We start from the raw sequence: 16,747 nt of genomic DNA on the forward strand, positions 1-16,747 counted from the left end.
AGAGGTGTTACCGATGACAGAAAAAGCGATTTTTGGTGCGGGCTGTTTCTGGGGCGTGGAGGCTGCGTTTCGGGCAGTCGAGGGTGTGCACGAGGCAATATGCGGCTATTCCGGAGGGCGCTGGAAAAACGCGACCTATCATGATGTCTGCACTGGAGATACCGGCCACGCGGAAGTTGTGCAGGTGGAATACGATCCGTCTCGGGTCAGTTACGACGCTTTGCTCGCTGCGTTCTGGAATAGCCACAATCCAACCACGCTCAACCGTCAGGGCCCGGATATCGGCACTCAGTATCGTTCGGCCATATTCTTTTATACGCCCGAGCAGGAGGCTGCGGCGCGACTTTCCAAAGAGAAGCAGGAGCAAAGCGGGCGTTGGCAGGGCTCGATCGTGACGGAAATCTCGCCCGCCGGCGAATTTTACCGCGCTGAGGAATACCATCAACGCTATTTTGAGAAGCGCGGCATATCCGGATATTGCCACACTTGAGAAACATCTGAACAAGTCGTCGCGGGCGCGACAGTGGGTTTGGAATGCGGATAATGGGGTGCGCTCTACTCCAGCTGTCGCAAGCCTGCAGAATCCTCAAGATCCTTCGGGCAGCGGTGTGCCTAACCGGTTGCGGATTTCGGCGATGCGCGTTTCGCTTACCTTGGCATTGATCGCTGCCGGCAAACGGGCGGGGTCGGAGATGGTTCTGTTCAGGTGTGCGGCAATGGAGCCTGCATCAACCCTCCTGGCTGCCTCGAATGCCTGTTGCAGACGCTCCGTCTGAGGATATGGACGTTCGGCATAGCCGGGGCGGCCATGGAAATCGCATGAGCAAGCTTGCAGAAATTCTTCGAAGCGGTCGGGCTTGCGATATGCATCCACCCTTTGGAGCATGTCGGCGATAGTAGCCGCGCGTAATTCAGCTGCGCGGTGCACGTCGCCATGGTAGCGCGCCACCAACAACGCCAGATCGCGCGCATCGTTAGGTACACGGACGCGCTCACATAAACCCGCCACCAGTTTTACGCTGCGCGCTTCGTGACCGATATGACGAGGCCACTCCGCAGGTGGCGTGGTGCCTTTGCCGAGATCATGGGTAAGCGAAGCAAACCGCACCGGTAGAGTATAATTTTTCGCCGCTGCATGATCGATTACCATCATGACATGCACCCCGGTATCGATTTCGGGGTGATATTTCGCCGGTTGGGGCACACCGAAGAGTTCATCGACCTCGGGCATGATCCGGGTTAATGCACTGCACTCGCGCAGCGCATAGAACATGCGCGAAGGTCGCCGTTCCATCAAGCCGCGCGCAAACTCCTGCCAAACCCTCTCGGGTACCAGGGCATCCACTTCGCCGTTGTGAACCATCTCGCTCATCAGCGCGAGCGTTTCGGGCGCAATACGGAAACCGAAACGAGCGGCAAAACGGGCTGTTCGGAGTACCCGCACGGGATCTTCGGTGAAAGCCGGACTGATGTGGCGCAGCACGCCAGCTTCGAGATCGGCGACTCCTCCAAAAGGATCGATGATATTGCCATCCTGATCCTTGGCCATGGCATTGATAGTGAGGTCGCGTCGCGCCAGGTCCTCCTGCAATGTCACTTCGGGCGAAGCGTAAACTTCGAAGCCCTTGTATCCGCGCGAAACCTTGCGCTCGGTGCGGGCAAGGGCATATTGTTCCTGTGTTACCGGATGGAGGAAAACCGGAAAATCCTTTCCTACCGGCCGGTAGCCAAGCCGCACCATTTCGTCAGGCGACGAACCCACCACGACATGATCGTGATCGAAAACCGGCAGGCCAAGAATCTCGTCACGTACCGAGCCGCCAACAAGGTAAGTTTTCATTATTGGGCTACATCAATCCTAATCTAGTCTAATCTCGTCAGCGAAACGAGGTACTCAAGAAATTTTACCAGCGCTAACAATCTGAGGTGGCGAGTGTAATTTTTTCTTCTGCGCGTTCAGCTGGGGCTCTATGGCGTACTCGGAAACCTCTTGTAATGGAAATTCTCAGGACGCGTTTTTCCCAATGGACGTGGGTTAACGTCCGGCTGACCAGTGACGGAGGCAATCGAGCCTTTCACGCGGGGTCTGATGAGCCAGATATATCGGCGCCACTTCCTCCAGCGTCGTCGGATGGATGCCCCATATTTCCATGAAATTGCTGGGTTTGGCGCAATCACATACGTTGTCAATTTTCATGGAATAGTAGTTGTCCACACTCATGAGTTTGCCCGGCAGGATTTCCATCACTGCCGCTTCCAGATGGGAGAGCACGTCATTGAGGCCGACAATTGCAGGGTCATGTCCGGTGACGTGCGCCGAATATTCGACCAATTCCCGCAGGCTGTAGCACCTCGGACCGCACAAATCGTAACTCTGGCCAAAAGTCTTCGGATCATCAAGACTCAACGTAAATGCTTGAACCACATTCTCGACAAAGATCGGCTGGAATTTCGCATCCGGTAATGCCAGGGGCAATACCGGCAGCCGACCCAGCCTCGCAAACAGGTTAATTGAAGAATCCCCCGGCCCGAATATGACCGAGGGCCTGAAACTCGTGGCAGCCAAGCCGGATGTCATGACGATCCGTTCGCCCTCGGCTTTGGAGCGAAGATAGGCGCTGGGCTGGTTTGGGCCGGCATTCAGGGCGCTCATCTGCAGTATCCGCCCGATGCCGTTGCGTCTGCACGCGGCCACGATTTTCTGCGGCATCTCCACGTGCGCGTTATGAAAATCGTCGTGGACAACGCCCACCAGGTTGATGACCGCATCCATGCCCATCAGGAGCAGGTCGAGTTGGTCGTCGTCGTAAGCTGTCACCTCCACCAAATCCACGGTAGGGATAGCCAGGAGGTCCTTGGCCCGCTCATAATTGCGGGTGGGAACACGCAACTGGATTTGCTGGTCCGTCAGAACGTTGGCGAGGTGACGGCCTACAAAACCGCTGCCGCCAAAAATGCACACATTATTGATGATCATGGCGTGTTTTCACCCTCCGCGAGTTTTTCAACACCGGAACGGGACGCGACGATGCCTAGTCGGTTCTTCAGGGCCGTTATCTGATGTCCCAAGGTTCGGGCGTAATACATCGAGTTGCTCATGACCTTTTTTACATAATCACGGGTCTCGCTGAAGGGGATGGTTTCCGCGTAAATGGCTCCCTCAAGCGGTTTTTCATCCCGCCATTGCCACGCGCGACTGGGGCCGGCGTTATAGGCCGCGGATGCGAGCAGCGGCTGGTCTCCGGACAGGGTCAGGACGTGCTTGAGATAATAGGTGCCCAACATTAAATTGGTGTTGACCTCGGTGACGCGTGCAGCCTGAAATTTCCTTATTCCCACCTTTTTTGAGGCCCATTTTGCCGTGGCTGGCATCAGCTGCATCAGGCCCATCGCTCCGGCGCTGGATCGTGCATCGCTCACAAAGCGGCTTTCCTGGCGGATAAGGCCATAAACCCAGGCTTCGTCCAGTTCCTGTTGTTTCAGGATGTTGCGCAGGGTATCGCGATGAGGAGCAAGAAAACGCAGGCTGAAATCGTGATACTCCACGGTCCTGTCCGCCGTATAAATAGCGCGGTCGTAAATCCCGTTCCGGCTGGCCACTTCGGCCGCCGCCAGCAGGCGGCGATCATCGAAATTGCGTATTACCCAGGTCCATTCGCGTGCGGCCTCCGTCCGCAGGTTCAGGCGGTACAGCGCAAGCGCCCGGCGGATTCCGGGCAATCGCTCGACTGCGGCCATCTCCTGCCGCGTGGCCTTGTATGACTCTGCCGGAGCGCCGATCGTTAATCCCAAATCCTCTTCCGCAAGTTGACCATAGAAATTATGTTCGTTGCTTAAAGGAGCAAGAATCTCGTTCGCCTCGGGTGTTCTGCCCTTCGCCTTCAAGGCGCGTGCTTTCCAGTAACGCCATACTCCGGCCTGTTGTTCCTGGGTTGACATGGCTTCAATAGTGTCCAGTACCAAGTCCCAGTCGCCTGCGCGCAGAGCCGCGCGGGTTTTCCAGCCGAGCTGCGCATCGGATAACGCAACGGGTGTACTACTGCTCGCCGACTCCATAAACCAGCTTAAGGCACGGGGGTTCAATCTCCGTGCCGCCTGATCTGCGAGCTGGGCCATGAAATAAGCATGTTCCGCTTCATCGAACTGTTCCCGTATCCTTGGCCAATAGGCGTAAGCCTGGTCGGGACCGCTACGGGTCAACCGCAGCAGTGCGAATATTGCAACTTCGCGGTCAGCGCGAGTCTTTAAGTTCTTTCCATGTGTTTCAAGGTAGCGCAGGGGATTGTCTGTGGCCGCGGCAAGCTTGCGTTCATTGAGCCCTTGATCTTCGGGAAGGTACAGATTGATGCGCTTTGCCACGCTTACGTTGCCTGCTTCCAGCGCCAGTCTCAGTCGAGCCCATACGTCGTCTATGGTTAGCACTCCGTTGTCTACAAGCGCTTCGAATACAGGGGTGCAGCTTTCCGGCAGGTCGCGGGGGTTAAACCACAGGGGACGGCCTTGGGTGTGTGCGCTGGCATCGTATGCAGCCAGGCGCTGCTGCAGGGAATAGCAGGTCAGTTCCATATCCGTGCTCGTCAAACCCGGGTACTCTTCTGCAAACAAAGCCCATTGCTGTGTTTTGCCCAATGTCTTCAGCCATTCGGCTTTCAGCCGATCACTCAGCGGCGTATCCTTGTAGCGTTCCAGAAACGTTTTGATCGCGCCGGGGTCCACTAATGGGTTCTCAAGCTGGGGACGCAACTGGTAATAGGCGGCATATGGTTCAAGTACATGCCCTTTCAGACGTTGAGCATATGTCGCTACCCGCACGGAATTACCCGCCTGGAACGCCTGCCGCAGGGCAAGGAAGTCGTCGTCCTGCCCAGCTGTCAGGGTTCCGGCGCAAACTGCCAACCATAAACCTGCAAACAACTTTTTCATAACCTGCTATATCTAAGTGAAGTGAAGATTCAACCGTCCCGCTCTTGCCCCTTCAACTTTAAAACGTCCGTTAAAGAATAGCACATCATGCCGTATATCAGCTTAAACCCCGCCACCAATGAGACGCTCAAGACCTACGCGAGTTGGGACAGCCGTCATCTCGCATCTGTTCTGGAGCAGACGGACGGTGTGCAACGGACCTGGGCGCTGACCACATTACCCGAACGGGCGGACCGCATGAATCGCGCCGCCATGCTGCTGCACGAGCGGGTCAATGAGTATGCCGTGCTGATGGCCGCCGAAATGGGCAAGCCATTGCGCGAGGGGCGGGCCGAGGTGGAGAAGTGCGCACTTGCGTGTGATTATTATGCGGTGCATGCGGAGCACTTCATGCAGATCGAGAGGGTCCAGACTGACGCCGGCAAAAGCTATGTTTCCTACGAACCGCTAGGCGTCGTACTTGGCATAATGCCCTGGAATTTTCCTTTTTTTCAGGTCATGCGTTTCGCTGCTCCCAGCCTGATGGCGGGCAATGCCTGCGTCCTGAAACACGCGTCCAACGTTCCGCAATGCGCCCAGGCGCTGGAACAGCTGTTCCGTGACGCCGGATTTCCTCCGCATCTTTTTACCACGCTCATGATCGAAGCTTCCGATGTGGCGGATGCTATCGCGAGCCCCTTTGTGCACGGGGTAACGCTTACCGGCTCAGAGGCAGCAGGGCGTAAAGTTGCTTCCCATGCCGGTCAGCATTTAAAGAAATGCGTATTGGAACTCGGCGGTTCGGACGCGTTTATTATATTAAAAGATGCGGATCTGGATATCGCTGCCAGCTTTGCGGTGAAATCGCGCTTCCAGAACTGTGGTCAATCCTGCATTGCCGCCAAGCGCATCATCCCGGTGGCGGAAATAGCCGAGGAGTTCTTGTCGCTGTTCATTAAGAAAACGGCGGAACTGAAGATGGGCGACCCGATGAGTGACGCAACGCAGCTCGGTCCAATGGCAAGGCTTGATCTGCGGAAAGACTTGCATGAGCAAGTCGTCGATTCAATTGCGCAAGGTGCGGAGCCAATTCTTGGATGCGAGCCGGTCCACGGAAACGGGGCGTTTTACCCGCCATCGATACTCTCCCGGGTAACCGCGAAAACACGGGCTTATAATGAAGAATTATTCGGGCCCGTGGCTACTGTAATCCCTGCAGCAAATGAAGAGGAAGCCATCCATATTGCCAACGACACCCGTTTCGGACTTGGTTCAAGTATTTGGGGCCGAGACTCTGACCATGCCGAACAAGTCGCGCGCCAAATTCAAGCCGGATGCAGTTTTGTCAACGGTATGGTCCGGTCCGACCCCCGCCTGCCATTTGGGGGCATCAAGGATTCGGGCTTTGGCCGCGAGTTGTCGTACCATGGCATACGAGAGTTCGTTAACATCAAAACGGTCTGGATACGGTAATTTTAACGCTTATGCTGGCAGCAAAAAGGCTGGCCGAAGTATGGGGAGTTTCGGCTCGGGCAGACCGGGATACGTCCAGAGACACCTCGGACGCTCTATCCCGGTAATCAGGATCGTTTAGACCACACCCTGACCGATCATCGCATCGGCGACCTTTACGAAACCGGCCACGTTCGCACCGTTGACATAACTGACCGTCCCGTCCGTGCGCCGGCCATATTGCAGGCAAGAGCGATGTATCGCCTGCATGATTTCAAGCAATCGAGCGTCCACCTCTTCCCTGGGCCAGGAAAGCCGCATGGCGTTCTGGCTCATTTCCAGACCGGAGGTGGCTACGCCGCCCGCATTGCTGGCTTTGCCAGGTGCAAAAAGAATTCCGCTGCGTTCAAAGCATTTCACAGCCTCGGCGGTCGATGGCATGTTGGCGCCCTCGGCAACGCAGATAACTCCGTTTTTAATCAGGGTTGCGGCATCCTCCTCATTCAGTTCGTTCTGTGTCGCGCAGGGTAAGGCGACATCCACCGGCACATGCCACGGGCTCATATCGGGCAAGAATTCCGCTTTCACACGTTCGGCGTAGTGGGTTATCCGGGCATAAAGGCGATTCTTGACTTCCATCAACTCAGCCAGTTTTTCAGGGGTGAAGCCCTCCTTATCCACCACTGTGCCGCTGGAATCCGAGACGGTGACGACTTTGGCGCCAAGCGCCATCGCCTTTTCCACCGCATATTGCGCCACGTTTCCCGAGCCCGACACCGAAACCCGCATCCCGTCGAGAGAACGGCCGGATTGCTTGAGCATCTCCTCGGCGAAATAAACCGTTCCGTACCCGGTGGCTTCCGGGCGGATCAGCGATCCGCCGAAGCTCAGACCCTTTCCGGTAAATACACAGTCCGCCCGATTGGACAGCTTTTTCATCATCCCGGCCATGAATCCCACTTCGCGCCCGCCCACGCCGATATCACCGGCGGGGACGTCGGTATCGGAACCGATATGGCGGAACAGTTCGCTCATGTAAGCTTGACAGAAACGCATCACTTCGCCTTGGCTGCGGCCTTTGGGATCGAAATCCGCGCCGCCCTTGCCGCCCCCCATGGGAAGCGTGGTGAGCGCATTTTTGAAGGTCTGCTCGAATGCGAGAAATTTCAGAATAGAGAGATTTACGGAAGGATGAAAACGCGTGCCTCCCTTGTAAGGACCGATGGATGAGCTATGCTGAATTCGGTAGCCACGGTTGACATTGACATCGCCGTGATCATCTACCCACGCAACCCTGAAAATGATTACTCGCTCCGGTTCTGTCAGGCGATCCAGAAGACCATGCTCGGCATACCGGGGATGTTCCGTGATGAAAGGCCAAAGACTTTCAATCACTTCGGCAACCGCCTGCAGATATTCAGGCTGGCCGGGATTGCGTTTCGCAATATAAGTGCAGAATTCTTGAAAACTTTGATACTTCATTGGATTCCCCTGTGTGACAAAACCATTTTCCCAAGGTGAGCATTCTGCCAAATTACTCGCCGACTCGCACTGTATTTATGAGGAAAGTCAGGAACAACGGGTTTGAACGGGGTTACGTGGCGGCTTCCGATGTTTCACAATCCATCGAACCGTTGCCGGATAACTGCCGCTGGAATCGCGACCACAACATCCTTGCGTCGCGTTATCCGCGCTTTTTTTGAGGGGAAGTCGCGTCTACTTCCAGCTTAGCCCAGCCAGAGTCATCGAGGTGTTAGTGTGCGACGGGCGCTACTTGGGCTCCGCATCATTCTTATCATTTTCATCTTCATTTTTGCGCGCCCTCGGGGGTCTAGTCCACCAGACAATGAGAATCAGCAGCGACAGGGCCACGGCCGCTTCGAGGAGTAAAATCCACATGATTTCGAGGTTGCTGTATATTTATGAGATGCCACTTTAAACAAAACGGGATGAAAAACCAATTAACTTTATTCGCTATCGCCTCGCTGCTGTTGCTCCAGGCTTGTACAATGGCGCCGAAGAGAACCACTGAGGCACCCCAGCCCGTTCCGCCGTTGCCGGTTGAAACCGCGCCGGTGGTCGTGCTCCAACCAACCGATTGGAATTCGGTGACCGGCTGGGCGGAGGACGATATTCGTCCGGCATGGGATGCGTTTCTCCGCAGCTGCGCGGTTCTGAAAAACAAGCCGCTGTGGCAGGAAACCTGTGTCCAGGCTGAATCACTGCAAGCGCAGGATGGCGTTACTTTGAGGCAATTCATCGAGAGCCGCTTTGTTCCGCATCAGGTGTTGAATTCGGACGGTAGCGGGGAAGGACTCATCACGGGCTATTATGAACCCCTGCTGAAGGGCAGCCGCAAGCAGTCAAAGCGTTACAGGTATCCGATATATACCACCCCTGATGAGCTCCTGGTGATCGATTTGGGAGAAGTATACCCGGAGCTAAAAAACATGCGGTTGCGCGGACGCTTGCAGGGACGCAAAGTGGTGCCTTACTACAGCCGGGCTGAAATAGAAGGTGGTCCGGGGCAGCCGAAGGGGAAGGAGTTGCTATGGGTAGATGACGAAGTCGATTTGTTTTTCCTGCAAATCCAAGGTTCGGGCCGCGTGGAGCTTGAAAATGGTGAAATCGTGAGGGTGGGCTACTCCGATCAGAATGGCCATCCCTACAAATCCGTTGGAAGATTGCTCGTGGAGCGCGGTGAACTGGCGCTGGACAAGGCGTCGATGCAGGGAATCAAGGCGTGGGGGCAAAAAAATCCGCGAAAATTGCCCGAGCTGCTGCAGCAGAACTCGAGCTTTGTTTTTTTTAGAGAGCTGCCCGCTAACGTGACAGGTCCGCTGGGCTCCCTCGGCGTACCGCTCACCCCGGGTCGAAGCCTTGCTATTGATCCTCGCGTGGTACCGCAGGGCGCACCTGTTTTTCTCGCTACGACCTGGCCCAATACCGATAAGCGCCTTCATCGGTTGATGGTGGCCCAGGATACAGGCGGCGCGATCAAGGGTAACGTGCGGGCCGATTTCTTCTGGGGCTTTGGGCCGGATGCGGCGAATCAGGCAGGAAAGATGAGACAAACGGGCAAGATGTGGGTATTAATGCCCGCCAGTTATGTGTCGCAGGGAGACTTGCCGCTGGTGCCGGTAGCGCAAAAAACCTGTTGTTGAACTCATTGGGCATGACATCGCCACGGTTATTTTGTGCCTGCGGCATTCAGTTTCTTTTCGATGGTATCGGAGGGGATCATTCCAGGGATTACTGACCCATCCGCGAATATAAGCGTGGGTGTACCGTTTATCCCATTCTTCCGGCCCGCCTGAAGAATCGTTTCAATCGGCGTATCACAATCCTTTCCGGTGGGAGCGGCACCTTTCAGCATAAAGTCATCCCAGGCCTTAAGCCGATTGGGAGAACACCAGATAGCCGTGGCCGTTGGCAGCGAACCGTTGAGCACCGGATAAAGCAGGGTGTAGATCGTCACATCCTTCACATTAGCCAATTCTTTTTCCAGCCGCTTGCAGTAAGGGCAATTCGGATCCGAGAAAACGACCAGCTTGCGCTTCCCGTTGCCCCTTACCGCTTTAATCGCCTGATCCAGCGGAAGCGTGTCCATGCTGATGCGGCGCGTGTCCTTGATCTGTTGCAGACGCTCGCTGGTCAGGCTTTGCTTCGTCTGGGGATCAATCACATGCCCGAAAAACAGGTAAGTTGCTTTTTCGTCTGTATAAAAAAGTTCTCCTCCCACCACAACCTCATACAGTCCCAAAAAAGGCGTTTTTTTAACGCTCTCTATCTTTTCGCCGGAGAAAGTTGTCTGCAGGGCTTTTTTTACAGCTTCTTCATCAGCAGCAGCCGAACCCGCGAGTAAGCACAATATCAGGGCAGTGAAAACGAGTTTCAAACGCATGACCATCGCTCCGGTTAAGTGGATATTTTGAGGTTGTTATTGCGTTGCTACTTCGGCGTCAACTCAACGCATGCTGCATCAACCGGTCTTTTATTACCGGGAGGCGGTTCGTAATTCCCAACCCTAGATTACGCAAACGGACGAGTGTTGGATTGGAATTTGCGAATAACTTCTGCAGGCCGTCGGTGACCAGTGCCAGCGCGAGAATGTCTTCTTTACGGGCGCGCTCATACCGGCGCAGCAGCAGGTAATCCCCACAGTCCGGCTCCAACCCGCGCGTCCCGAGAGTGTTGGCGAGTTCGCGCGCATCGCGCAAGCCGAGATTGACGCCCTGCCCTGCAAGTGGATGGATACCGTGGGCGGCGTCGCCAATAAGCGCAAGCCGCGACCGTACAAGTTGCTTCACATGCACAAAATCCAGCGGAAATCCGGCTGGCCGGGTCACAAGCTGCATCTCCCCCAGCACCCTACTTGCGGCATTCCTGACCTGAGTGCATACCTCCGCCTCAGGCGCATCGAGCAACGGTCGGGCCTGCTCTTCCTGCAACGACCACACCATGGATACCATCTTCCCCGGCAGTGGCAGCAGGGCCAGCACGCCATCCCGCCGGAACCATTGATGAGCAATGTTATGGTGACGCCGTTCCGTGCTGAAATTCGCCACCACGCCTATCTGCTGGTAGGGATGGCGCGAAACTTCGATTTTTCCCTGTTCTCGCACCCAGGAATTCAAACCATCGGCGCCGACAACCAGGGAACCTTGTAACAGGGTGCCGTCTTCCAAATGTAACTCGGCGTGTGATTCGGTCCATTCCAGCGATGCGCATCGGGCCGGGCAGAACATCTTGATATGTTTTTTCTGGCGCTTCAGTGCGTCCCATACTGCCGTTTGGAGCTGGCGATTTTCCACAATGAATGCAAGTTCCGGATAGCCGATATCGTAGGCGCTGAAATCAAGACGAGCGGCATTGTCATCGCCAAACACAGCCATTTTATAAACAGGGGTAATCCGGGCCTCGTCCAGCACTTGCCACACGCCGAGATCCTGCAAAAAACTGGCGCTGCCCGGGCTGATAGCGTAAATTCTGCTGTCCCAGCTTTCGTCCTCAGGGAGCGGCATCGGTGGACGAGATTCCACCAACGCAATTTTTAGCCCGCTGTTTTTGAGAGCCAGCGCCAAGCTTGCCCCAACCAGGCCGCCGCCAATAATAACGACATCGAATTTCATAAAAGCATTATACCCGGCTTTGAATCCAGGGGATGAAGAGTGGCAGATTTCGCGACGGAGGTTCCTCATACGGACGAAGCTCAGTCTAAATTTGAATTTTTCTTCATATCGTCATAAGGATACGAAGCTAACCCGGTGTTAATCTTGACATGATGCCTTGCTAAAGGCAGAATTTCGCCTCCTTAGCGAATACGTGGCGAATTAGCTCAGTGGTTAGAGCAGCGGAATCATAATAGGCAGGCTGCTCATAACTTCCACCTTATTCATCAATCAGTTACATTCAAATCCTTTCTTGCTGTTCACATCTCATTCACATTCACATGGATATGAGGTGTTTAAATGGCAACAGTTCGTAAGCTATCTTCCGGTAAATGGAATGCCCAGGTACGTCGCAAAGGGCATCCTTCTATATCCAAGTCATTCACCTATGAGAAAGATGCTCATGTCTGGGTTCGTTCTATCGAATCTGATATGGATAGGGGGTCGTATGTAAACCGATCTTCCGCAGACAACACTACATTAGGTGAAGCCCTTATTAGATATAGGGATGAGATTACCCCTAAGAAGAAAGGGAAGGATCAGGAACTAAGACGCATTTCACAATGGCTTAAGCATCCCTTAGCTAAAAGATCATTGTCTTCTTTAAAAGGGAAGGACTTTGCGAAGCATAGGGATGACCGACTATTGAAAAGATGTTCCGCTGGGACTTTGAGATTAGAACTGGCACTGATAAGCCACGTCTATACCATCGCATTGAAAGAATGGGGCATACCCGTCACTAACCCTGTTTCCTTAATTAGGAAGCCAACAGCCAATAATGCTAGGACAAGAAGACTAGAAGATGATGAGGAAGATAGATTATTAAATGCCTGTCGGCTGTCTAAGAACATCCTTCTATATCCAATAGTAGTATTAGCTATAGAAACTGCTATGAGACTGTCTGAGCTACTCAATATGGAATGGACAGACATTGATATTAAGAAACGTATCATAGTCCTGTCGGACACTAAGAATGGAACAGCTAGAACCATTCCATTATCACTAAGGGCAATAGAAGTCCTTTCATCTATCCCTAAGCATATTGCCGATAGGCGTGTCTTCTATAAATGGAAGCCTAGAAGTGATGCAATGAATGGCGCATTTAAAACTGCTGTGAAGAAAGCAGGTATGGATAACTTTCATTTCCATGACCTACGCCATGAAGCTACATCTAGATTATTTGAGTTAGGGATGAATGTAATCGAAACTTCTGCTGTGACTGGACATAAAAGCCTTCAGATGTTGAGAAGATATACTCATATCAGTCCTAATGTCCTTATTAATAAATTAGATGGTCAATCTGACCGTCCTTTAAGATATTCTGATATAGGGTAGGGCGCTGAGATGCCCCTACCAGCATAAATATCACATGCCAATCTTCTGAAAGGTAATAGGGATAAGGGTTATAGCAATATAGCCCTTTTTTTATTATTTATTTTCATCTTTACTGCATCAATAGCGTATTACATATGCATCTTCAATCGTATGTGATACCGCATCAGAACAATAACTATCCTTTTAATTCAATAATTTATATAACCGCATGATTAGGACGTGCTAGTTCCTTGCAAGTCAAGCACTTTTTGTGATATACTATATGCATAAGATGTCAATATAGTTATCCAATAATAGTAATAGTATCACAGTAAACTTTAAATGTAAAAGGAGTAAGTAAATGGAAGACGATTCAATATTCAATCAAGAACATCACAGCAACGAAGCAACTGCTTTCCTAGCTAAAAAGCACAACAGCGTAATGGAACAAGTGAAGGGTATGCGGAATGCCTTTCATGATCTTCATAAAGAAGCTACTGCTGAGCCGGATTGGTCGCGGATGCTTATGCAGGCTCAATCCCAGCAGGCCAAGATGCAGATACGTGCCGCACGTGAAACTTACGAAGAAGAAGCCAAATACAAGGCGTGGGAGGCTATTCAGAAAGTTCAGGATGGGAAAGTAACCCAAATTCTATCGAAGCCATTACATGAACGTAACAAGCAATTTTATGATGAGCTAAGACGAAGCGACGTCCAGTCCTATTACGATACGAAAGTACAAGCGCAACGTCGCCGCGACATTCAGACCTTAGGACTTGCATATCACCTGAAGAATGGGGGTAAGTAATGGATGACATTCAGGGAGTAAGGAAGGATGGGCAATACCTACGATTAGTCACAGGACGAGATGAGGATAACTTCCACAAGAAGTCCAGCCTGCAAGTTAATGAGTCTGTAGCTGCTTTGATCCGCAAGTTAGGTGAGACGTACAGTCAGGGAGCTATTGCAGCCATCCTAAATGAGAAAGGAATCCTTCGGAATGGTAAAGACGTTTGGTCTCAGTATCACATCAGTCGATGGATGAAAAAGCATCACATCAAAGCGGTTCACGCATGGCGCGGCAATCGGAACGTAGCCCATGAACGTCAAAGCGTATAAAGACGCGATCCACGCCAAATGTAAAAGTTGTGTTGGGGAGGAATCAGTTAAATATAAAGCTGATTCTGCTGAGCTTATAGAAGTCTGTTCCAGGGTGAGTTGTAGTCTTCATAGGTTCAGACCCCGGCCGCAAAGGAAGGAACTAACAGAAGTAGAAAAGATGATGAGGGACCTATTAGGATGAGTAACACACTTTCGTTACACAACAAACGCTATTTGAATCAGCGGGAGTTTTCAGATCAGTACGACAGTCACATGTCGCAAGTAGCGTGCAATATTCTGTTCAGTGATCCAAAGCTTCTATCGGTTTACTTTAAGACCCCATCTTTAAGTGAGGATCGTAAGCTGGGAATCGATCAGTGGATTGATGTGGAGAGGATGAAAATCTCCTACAGAATCCGTGACGCTAAATTCAAACCTTATTTCCTTGAAGGTTTCACTATAAGGAATGTGAGCAGGTTTGGACCAACCGAACTGGAGAAGATACAGACGGATGATTATGCGGACTGGCTTTTGTACGCTGTGGCTCACCCTTCTGAATATGGTGTGGTTGACTGTGGCGTATTGATCGACCTAAAAAGTGTTGGAAGCCAATTGGTTACTTATCCCCATCTAATTGAACAGGCAACGAAAGGAAATGGATTTCTAGAATTCTCATATGACGCCTTCCCTTCTGATCCGGTGGTGGGTACGTATGGGGTTAAACGTAAGGAGGCAGTGCCATGCCCATCGCTGTAGTTGCCGGCTTAGCAAGCATCGGGGCCACAATAGGTAGCACCATGATGGGTATGGCTGCTACCAAGAAACAGAAGAAGGCCGTACAACGGCAAGTAGCAGCACAGCAGGAAATGAATCAATTAGAAACAGCTAGACAAGCTGTATTGAACCAACGTGAAAGGGTACAGCAAGTACGTGAAGCAAGAATAAGACGCGCGAATGTCGTCGCTGGTGCTAGTAATGCCGGGGTAGGATTTACTGGTGGTACTAGTGGTTTATCTGGTGCTACTTCTAGCATCACTTCAGGATTGGGGGCTAATTTAGGAACTTTGGGGCAGATGTCCTCATTCTCTCAACAGTTATCAATGATTAATCAACGGTCTGCACAAGCCGAAGCTGACTTCTTTAATGCCGGACAGAAAGGCCAAATGTGGCAGTCCATATTTGGTGCTGTAGGTCAGGTTGCCGGTGGTGTTAATAGCTTTATGGGAGGTACTAAGCAAGCTGCTACTTCGTGGGCAGGGGGTAATACCATAGGGGAAGTTAAAGGTGGCAGTGGTGGCTTCACATTTAAAGACCTAATCAGTAACCCACTAAAACAGACCAACATCTTCGATACATTAATTGAATCACCAATGAAAGGTGCAACTCGTAATCCGATCTTTAATTAAAGGGATAATTAATTGGACAATCAGCGGGACGATGACAAGCTAAGGGGCTTGTTAGAAACACTTAGGGAAGTAAGAGAAGTTCTAGAAAGCGTACCAACGATATGTGATAAATGGCTAAAAGATGACCGTCTCATTAGCAGAAGCACAACAATTCCAAGTTCATAGGAAATCAGACTATCCGCCAATGGCTGACCAGCTAAAGGCGGTATTCAATGAAGTCCTAGAATTACGAAGAAGTAAACAACAGCAAGTCAGGAAAGCAGGAAGGGTGCGACAACACCTAGACGGATTGATCCTAGACCTATGGATCGCTTCAACGTATTCCAATAATCCATGGCGGGCTATTAGTAGACGAAAAGAAGACTACCAAAAGGGGACGCGCTACCGGAAGTTGTTCCTGAAGCATTCGTTGCTGATGGGAGTCTTAGATGACTTAGTTGAAATGGGTTACATAGACCAGAAGATTGGTTTTCATGATCGAACGACGAACAAGGGCTACCAGACCCGGATTAAATGCAGCGACAAACTGCTTAGTCTTATTTCTAAGTTCGATGTGAGGCAGATAACTAGAAATCCAGAAGTACCGGAAGAGGAGACCATTATTAAGAAGGATGCTTCTGGAAGGCTAGTAGATTACGTAGATGATCGTTTCACCAACGGAATGCGGGAAGATTTAACGGAATATAACAATATGGTACGCACTGCTGCAATTAATACAGATGATGTAGAACTGAGGTATGAAGTTGATCCGACTGCTACGACGATGCGACGTGTCTTTAATGAGGAAGGGGGTGGTAGGTTCTATGGGGGCTTCTGGCAACAGCTATCTAAAGAAGATAGATTGAAGTTGAAATTAGATGGGGAGGCTGTAGTTGAGAAGGATTATGTGGCGTTACATCCAGCCATAGCATATTCATTAGTGGGTTGGGGACTTGCCTTTGATCCTTACACAATTGAGGGGTGTGAACGGGGGGATGTGAAGAAGGCATTCCTGTGTCTATTCAATTGTAAATCTAGGAAGCAGGCTATCAATACGATTAGGAGTGAGTTCCATTTGAAAGGTGCGGCTGATCTGTTACATCGGATTGAACAAGAACACCCGTTAATATCTGACTTCTTTTATAACCCTCCTTTTGGTCTGATGCTACAGAACACGGATTCTTGGCTGTGTGAAAAGGTATTGAAGAATCTGATGAAACAAAACATATTGGCTTTGCCCGTTCATGACAGCTTTCTGGTTAAGAAGACTTACGAGCAACACTTACACGACGCGATGAGTGACAGTGCTATTTAAATCGATTGTAGGGCTTCCTGATGCGTTTCAGTAAGATGTATTAACAGCTCCTATGCGGGGGTACAGGATCACGTTAAGAACACTGGCACCGGAAAGACTCTACAAAT

At 51.6% G+C, this 16,747-nt stretch carries 15 protein-coding genes; 9 read left to right on the top strand and 6 right to left on the bottom strand.

Features of this window, described 5'->3' with window-relative positions; all coding sequences use genetic code 11:
* Positions 1 to 13 precede the first annotated feature (13 nt).
* A complete protein-coding gene (gene msrA / locus C8R31_RS11110; RefSeq protein WP_107694126.1) occupies positions 14 to 490 on the top strand; it encodes a peptide-methionine (S)-S-oxide reductase MsrA in 477 nt (158 codons plus the stop codon).
* Positions 491 to 586: 96 nt separating this feature from the next.
* On the opposite strand, the gene C8R31_RS11115 is transcribed toward msrA, so the two are convergent.
* From C8R31_RS11115 to C8R31_RS11125, 3 genes are all read right to left on the bottom strand, one after another.
* Entirely contained in the window at positions 587 to 1,840 is a 1,254-nt protein-coding gene (locus C8R31_RS11115; RefSeq protein WP_107694127.1) for a multifunctional CCA addition/repair protein, read from the bottom strand.
* A 195-nt stretch (positions 1,841 to 2,035) separates the two neighbouring features.
* A complete protein-coding gene (locus tag C8R31_RS11120; protein ID WP_107694128.1) occupies positions 2,036 to 2,977 on the bottom strand; it encodes a complex I NDUFA9 subunit family protein in 942 nt (313 codons plus the stop codon).
* Positions 2,974 to 4,923 (bottom strand): lytic transglycosylase domain-containing protein, encoded by a 1,950-nt coding sequence (locus tag C8R31_RS11125; RefSeq protein WP_107694129.1) that lies wholly within the window; start codon positions 4,921 to 4,923, stop codon positions 2,974 to 2,976. Before C8R31_RS11125 ends, C8R31_RS11120 begins: the two co-directional genes overlap by 4 nt.
* Positions 4,924 to 5,010: 87 nt before the next feature.
* On the opposite strand from C8R31_RS11125, the gene C8R31_RS11130 reads away from it, so the two are divergent.
* Entirely contained in the window at positions 5,011 to 6,375 is a 1,365-nt protein-coding gene (locus tag C8R31_RS11130) for an NAD-dependent succinate-semialdehyde dehydrogenase (protein ID WP_107694130.1), read from the top strand.
* A gap of 117 nt (positions 6,376 to 6,492) precedes the next feature.
* Here C8R31_RS11130 and gdhA read toward each other — a convergent pair whose 3' ends face one another.
* The gene (gene gdhA / locus C8R31_RS11135) at positions 6,493 to 7,836 is read right to left on the bottom strand and encodes an NADP-specific glutamate dehydrogenase (protein ID WP_107694131.1); all 1,344 of its coding nucleotides are present in this window, start codon (positions 7,834 to 7,836) and stop codon (positions 6,493 to 6,495) included.
* Between the two features lie 467 nt (positions 7,837 to 8,303).
* On the opposite strand from gdhA, the gene C8R31_RS11140 reads away from it, so the two are divergent.
* Positions 8,304 to 9,518 (top strand): murein transglycosylase A, encoded by a 1,215-nt coding sequence (locus C8R31_RS11140; protein ID WP_107694132.1) that lies wholly within the window; start codon positions 8,304 to 8,306, stop codon positions 9,516 to 9,518.
* A 26-nt stretch (positions 9,519 to 9,544) separates the two neighbouring features.
* Here the strand turns inward: C8R31_RS11140 and C8R31_RS11145 are convergent, their stop codons facing one another.
* Together C8R31_RS11145 and C8R31_RS11150 are read right to left on the bottom strand one after the other, a co-directional pair.
* Complete coding sequence (locus C8R31_RS11145; RefSeq protein ID WP_107694133.1) at positions 9,545 to 10,258, bottom strand: DsbC family protein; 714 nt, start codon at positions 10,256 to 10,258, stop codon at positions 9,545 to 9,547.
* Between the two features lie 58 nt (positions 10,259 to 10,316).
* On the bottom strand, positions 10,317 to 11,486 hold the full coding sequence (locus C8R31_RS11150; protein WP_107694182.1) for a UbiH/UbiF family hydroxylase: 1,170 nt from the start codon (positions 11,484 to 11,486) through the stop codon (positions 10,317 to 10,319).
* Between the two features lie 339 nt (positions 11,487 to 11,825).
* Between C8R31_RS11150 and C8R31_RS11155 the strand changes: the two genes are divergently transcribed.
* The 6 genes from C8R31_RS11155 to C8R31_RS11180 all read left to right on the top strand — a co-directional run bounded on the left by C8R31_RS11155 (position 11,826) and on the right by C8R31_RS11180 (position 16,640).
* Positions 11,826 to 12,860 carry a site-specific integrase gene (locus C8R31_RS11155; protein ID WP_107694134.1) on the top strand — a complete coding sequence of 345 codons (1,035 nt, stop codon included), beginning with the start codon at positions 11,826 to 11,828 and terminating at the stop codon, positions 12,858 to 12,860.
* Between the two features lie 340 nt (positions 12,861 to 13,200).
* Positions 13,201 to 13,647: a hypothetical protein gene (locus C8R31_RS11160; RefSeq protein ID WP_107694135.1), complete on the top strand. Its 447-nt coding sequence runs from the start codon at positions 13,201 to 13,203 to the stop codon at positions 13,645 to 13,647.
* The gene (locus C8R31_RS11165) at positions 13,647 to 13,958 is read left to right on the top strand and encodes a recombinase family protein (RefSeq protein WP_107694136.1); all 312 of its coding nucleotides are present in this window, start codon (positions 13,647 to 13,649) and stop codon (positions 13,956 to 13,958) included. The genes C8R31_RS11160 and C8R31_RS11165 overlap by 1 nt, the downstream gene beginning before the upstream one ends.
* A 180-nt stretch (positions 13,959 to 14,138) precedes the next feature.
* A complete protein-coding gene (locus tag C8R31_RS11170) occupies positions 14,139 to 14,696 on the top strand; it encodes a hypothetical protein (RefSeq protein ID WP_107694137.1) in 558 nt (185 codons plus the stop codon).
* The gene (locus C8R31_RS11175) at positions 14,681 to 15,346 is read left to right on the top strand and encodes a hypothetical protein (RefSeq protein ID WP_107694138.1); all 666 of its coding nucleotides are present in this window, start codon (positions 14,681 to 14,683) and stop codon (positions 15,344 to 15,346) included. The genes C8R31_RS11170 and C8R31_RS11175 overlap by 16 nt, the downstream gene beginning before the upstream one ends.
* Before the next feature lie 121 nt (positions 15,347 to 15,467).
* On the top strand, positions 15,468 to 16,640 hold the full coding sequence (locus C8R31_RS11180) for a hypothetical protein (RefSeq protein ID WP_146164586.1): 1,173 nt from the start codon (positions 15,468 to 15,470) through the stop codon (positions 16,638 to 16,640).
* Positions 16,641 to 16,747: the final 107 nt, after the last annotated feature.

The sequence above is a fragment of the Nitrosospira sp. Nsp2 genome, from assembly GCF_003050965.1.
Taxonomy (GTDB): Bacteria; Pseudomonadota; Gammaproteobacteria; order Burkholderiales; family Nitrosomonadaceae; genus Nitrosospira.

Excerpts from the sequence above, each read along its gene's own strand:
- C8R31_RS11175 (WP_107694138.1), top strand. The coding sequence starts at position 14,681 with ATGCCCATCGCTGTAGTTGCCGGCTTAGCAAGCATCGGGGCCACAATA.
- C8R31_RS11160 (WP_107694135.1), top strand. The coding sequence starts at position 13,201 with ATGGAAGACGATTCAATATTCAATCAAGAACATCACAGCAACGAAGCA.
- C8R31_RS11165 (WP_107694136.1), top strand. The coding sequence starts at position 13,647 with ATGGATGACATTCAGGGAGTAAGGAAGGATGGGCAATACCTACGATTA.
- C8R31_RS11155 (WP_107694134.1), top strand. The coding sequence starts at position 11,826 with ATGGCAACAGTTCGTAAGCTATCTTCCGGTAAATGGAATGCCCAGGTA.
- C8R31_RS11140 (WP_107694132.1), top strand. The coding sequence starts at position 8,304 with ATGAAAAACCAATTAACTTTATTCGCTATCGCCTCGCTGCTGTTGCTC.
- C8R31_RS11125 (WP_107694129.1), bottom strand. The coding sequence starts at position 4,923 with ATGAAAAAGTTGTTTGCAGGTTTATGGTTGGCAGTTTGCGCCGGAACC.
- C8R31_RS11120 (WP_107694128.1), bottom strand. The coding sequence starts at position 2,977 with ATGATCATCAATAATGTGTGCATTTTTGGCGGCAGCGGTTTTGTAGGC.
- C8R31_RS11180 (WP_146164586.1), top strand. The coding sequence starts at position 15,468 with ATGACCGTCTCATTAGCAGAAGCACAACAATTCCAAGTTCATAGGAAA.
- C8R31_RS11115 (WP_107694127.1), bottom strand. The coding sequence starts at position 1,840 with ATGAAAACTTACCTTGTTGGCGGCTCGGTACGTGACGAGATTCTTGGC.
- msrA (WP_107694126.1), top strand. The coding sequence starts at position 14 with ATGACAGAAAAAGCGATTTTTGGTGCGGGCTGTTTCTGGGGCGTGGAG.
- C8R31_RS11170 (WP_107694137.1), top strand. The coding sequence starts at position 14,139 with ATGAGTAACACACTTTCGTTACACAACAAACGCTATTTGAATCAGCGG.
- C8R31_RS11145 (WP_107694133.1), bottom strand. The coding sequence starts at position 10,258 with ATGCGTTTGAAACTCGTTTTCACTGCCCTGATATTGTGCTTACTCGCG.
- C8R31_RS11130 (WP_107694130.1), top strand. The coding sequence starts at position 5,011 with ATGCCGTATATCAGCTTAAACCCCGCCACCAATGAGACGCTCAAGACC.
- gdhA (WP_107694131.1), bottom strand. The coding sequence starts at position 7,836 with ATGAAGTATCAAAGTTTTCAAGAATTCTGCACTTATATTGCGAAACGC.
- C8R31_RS11150 (WP_107694182.1), bottom strand. The coding sequence starts at position 11,486 with ATGAAATTCGATGTCGTTATTATTGGCGGCGGCCTGGTTGGGGCAAGC.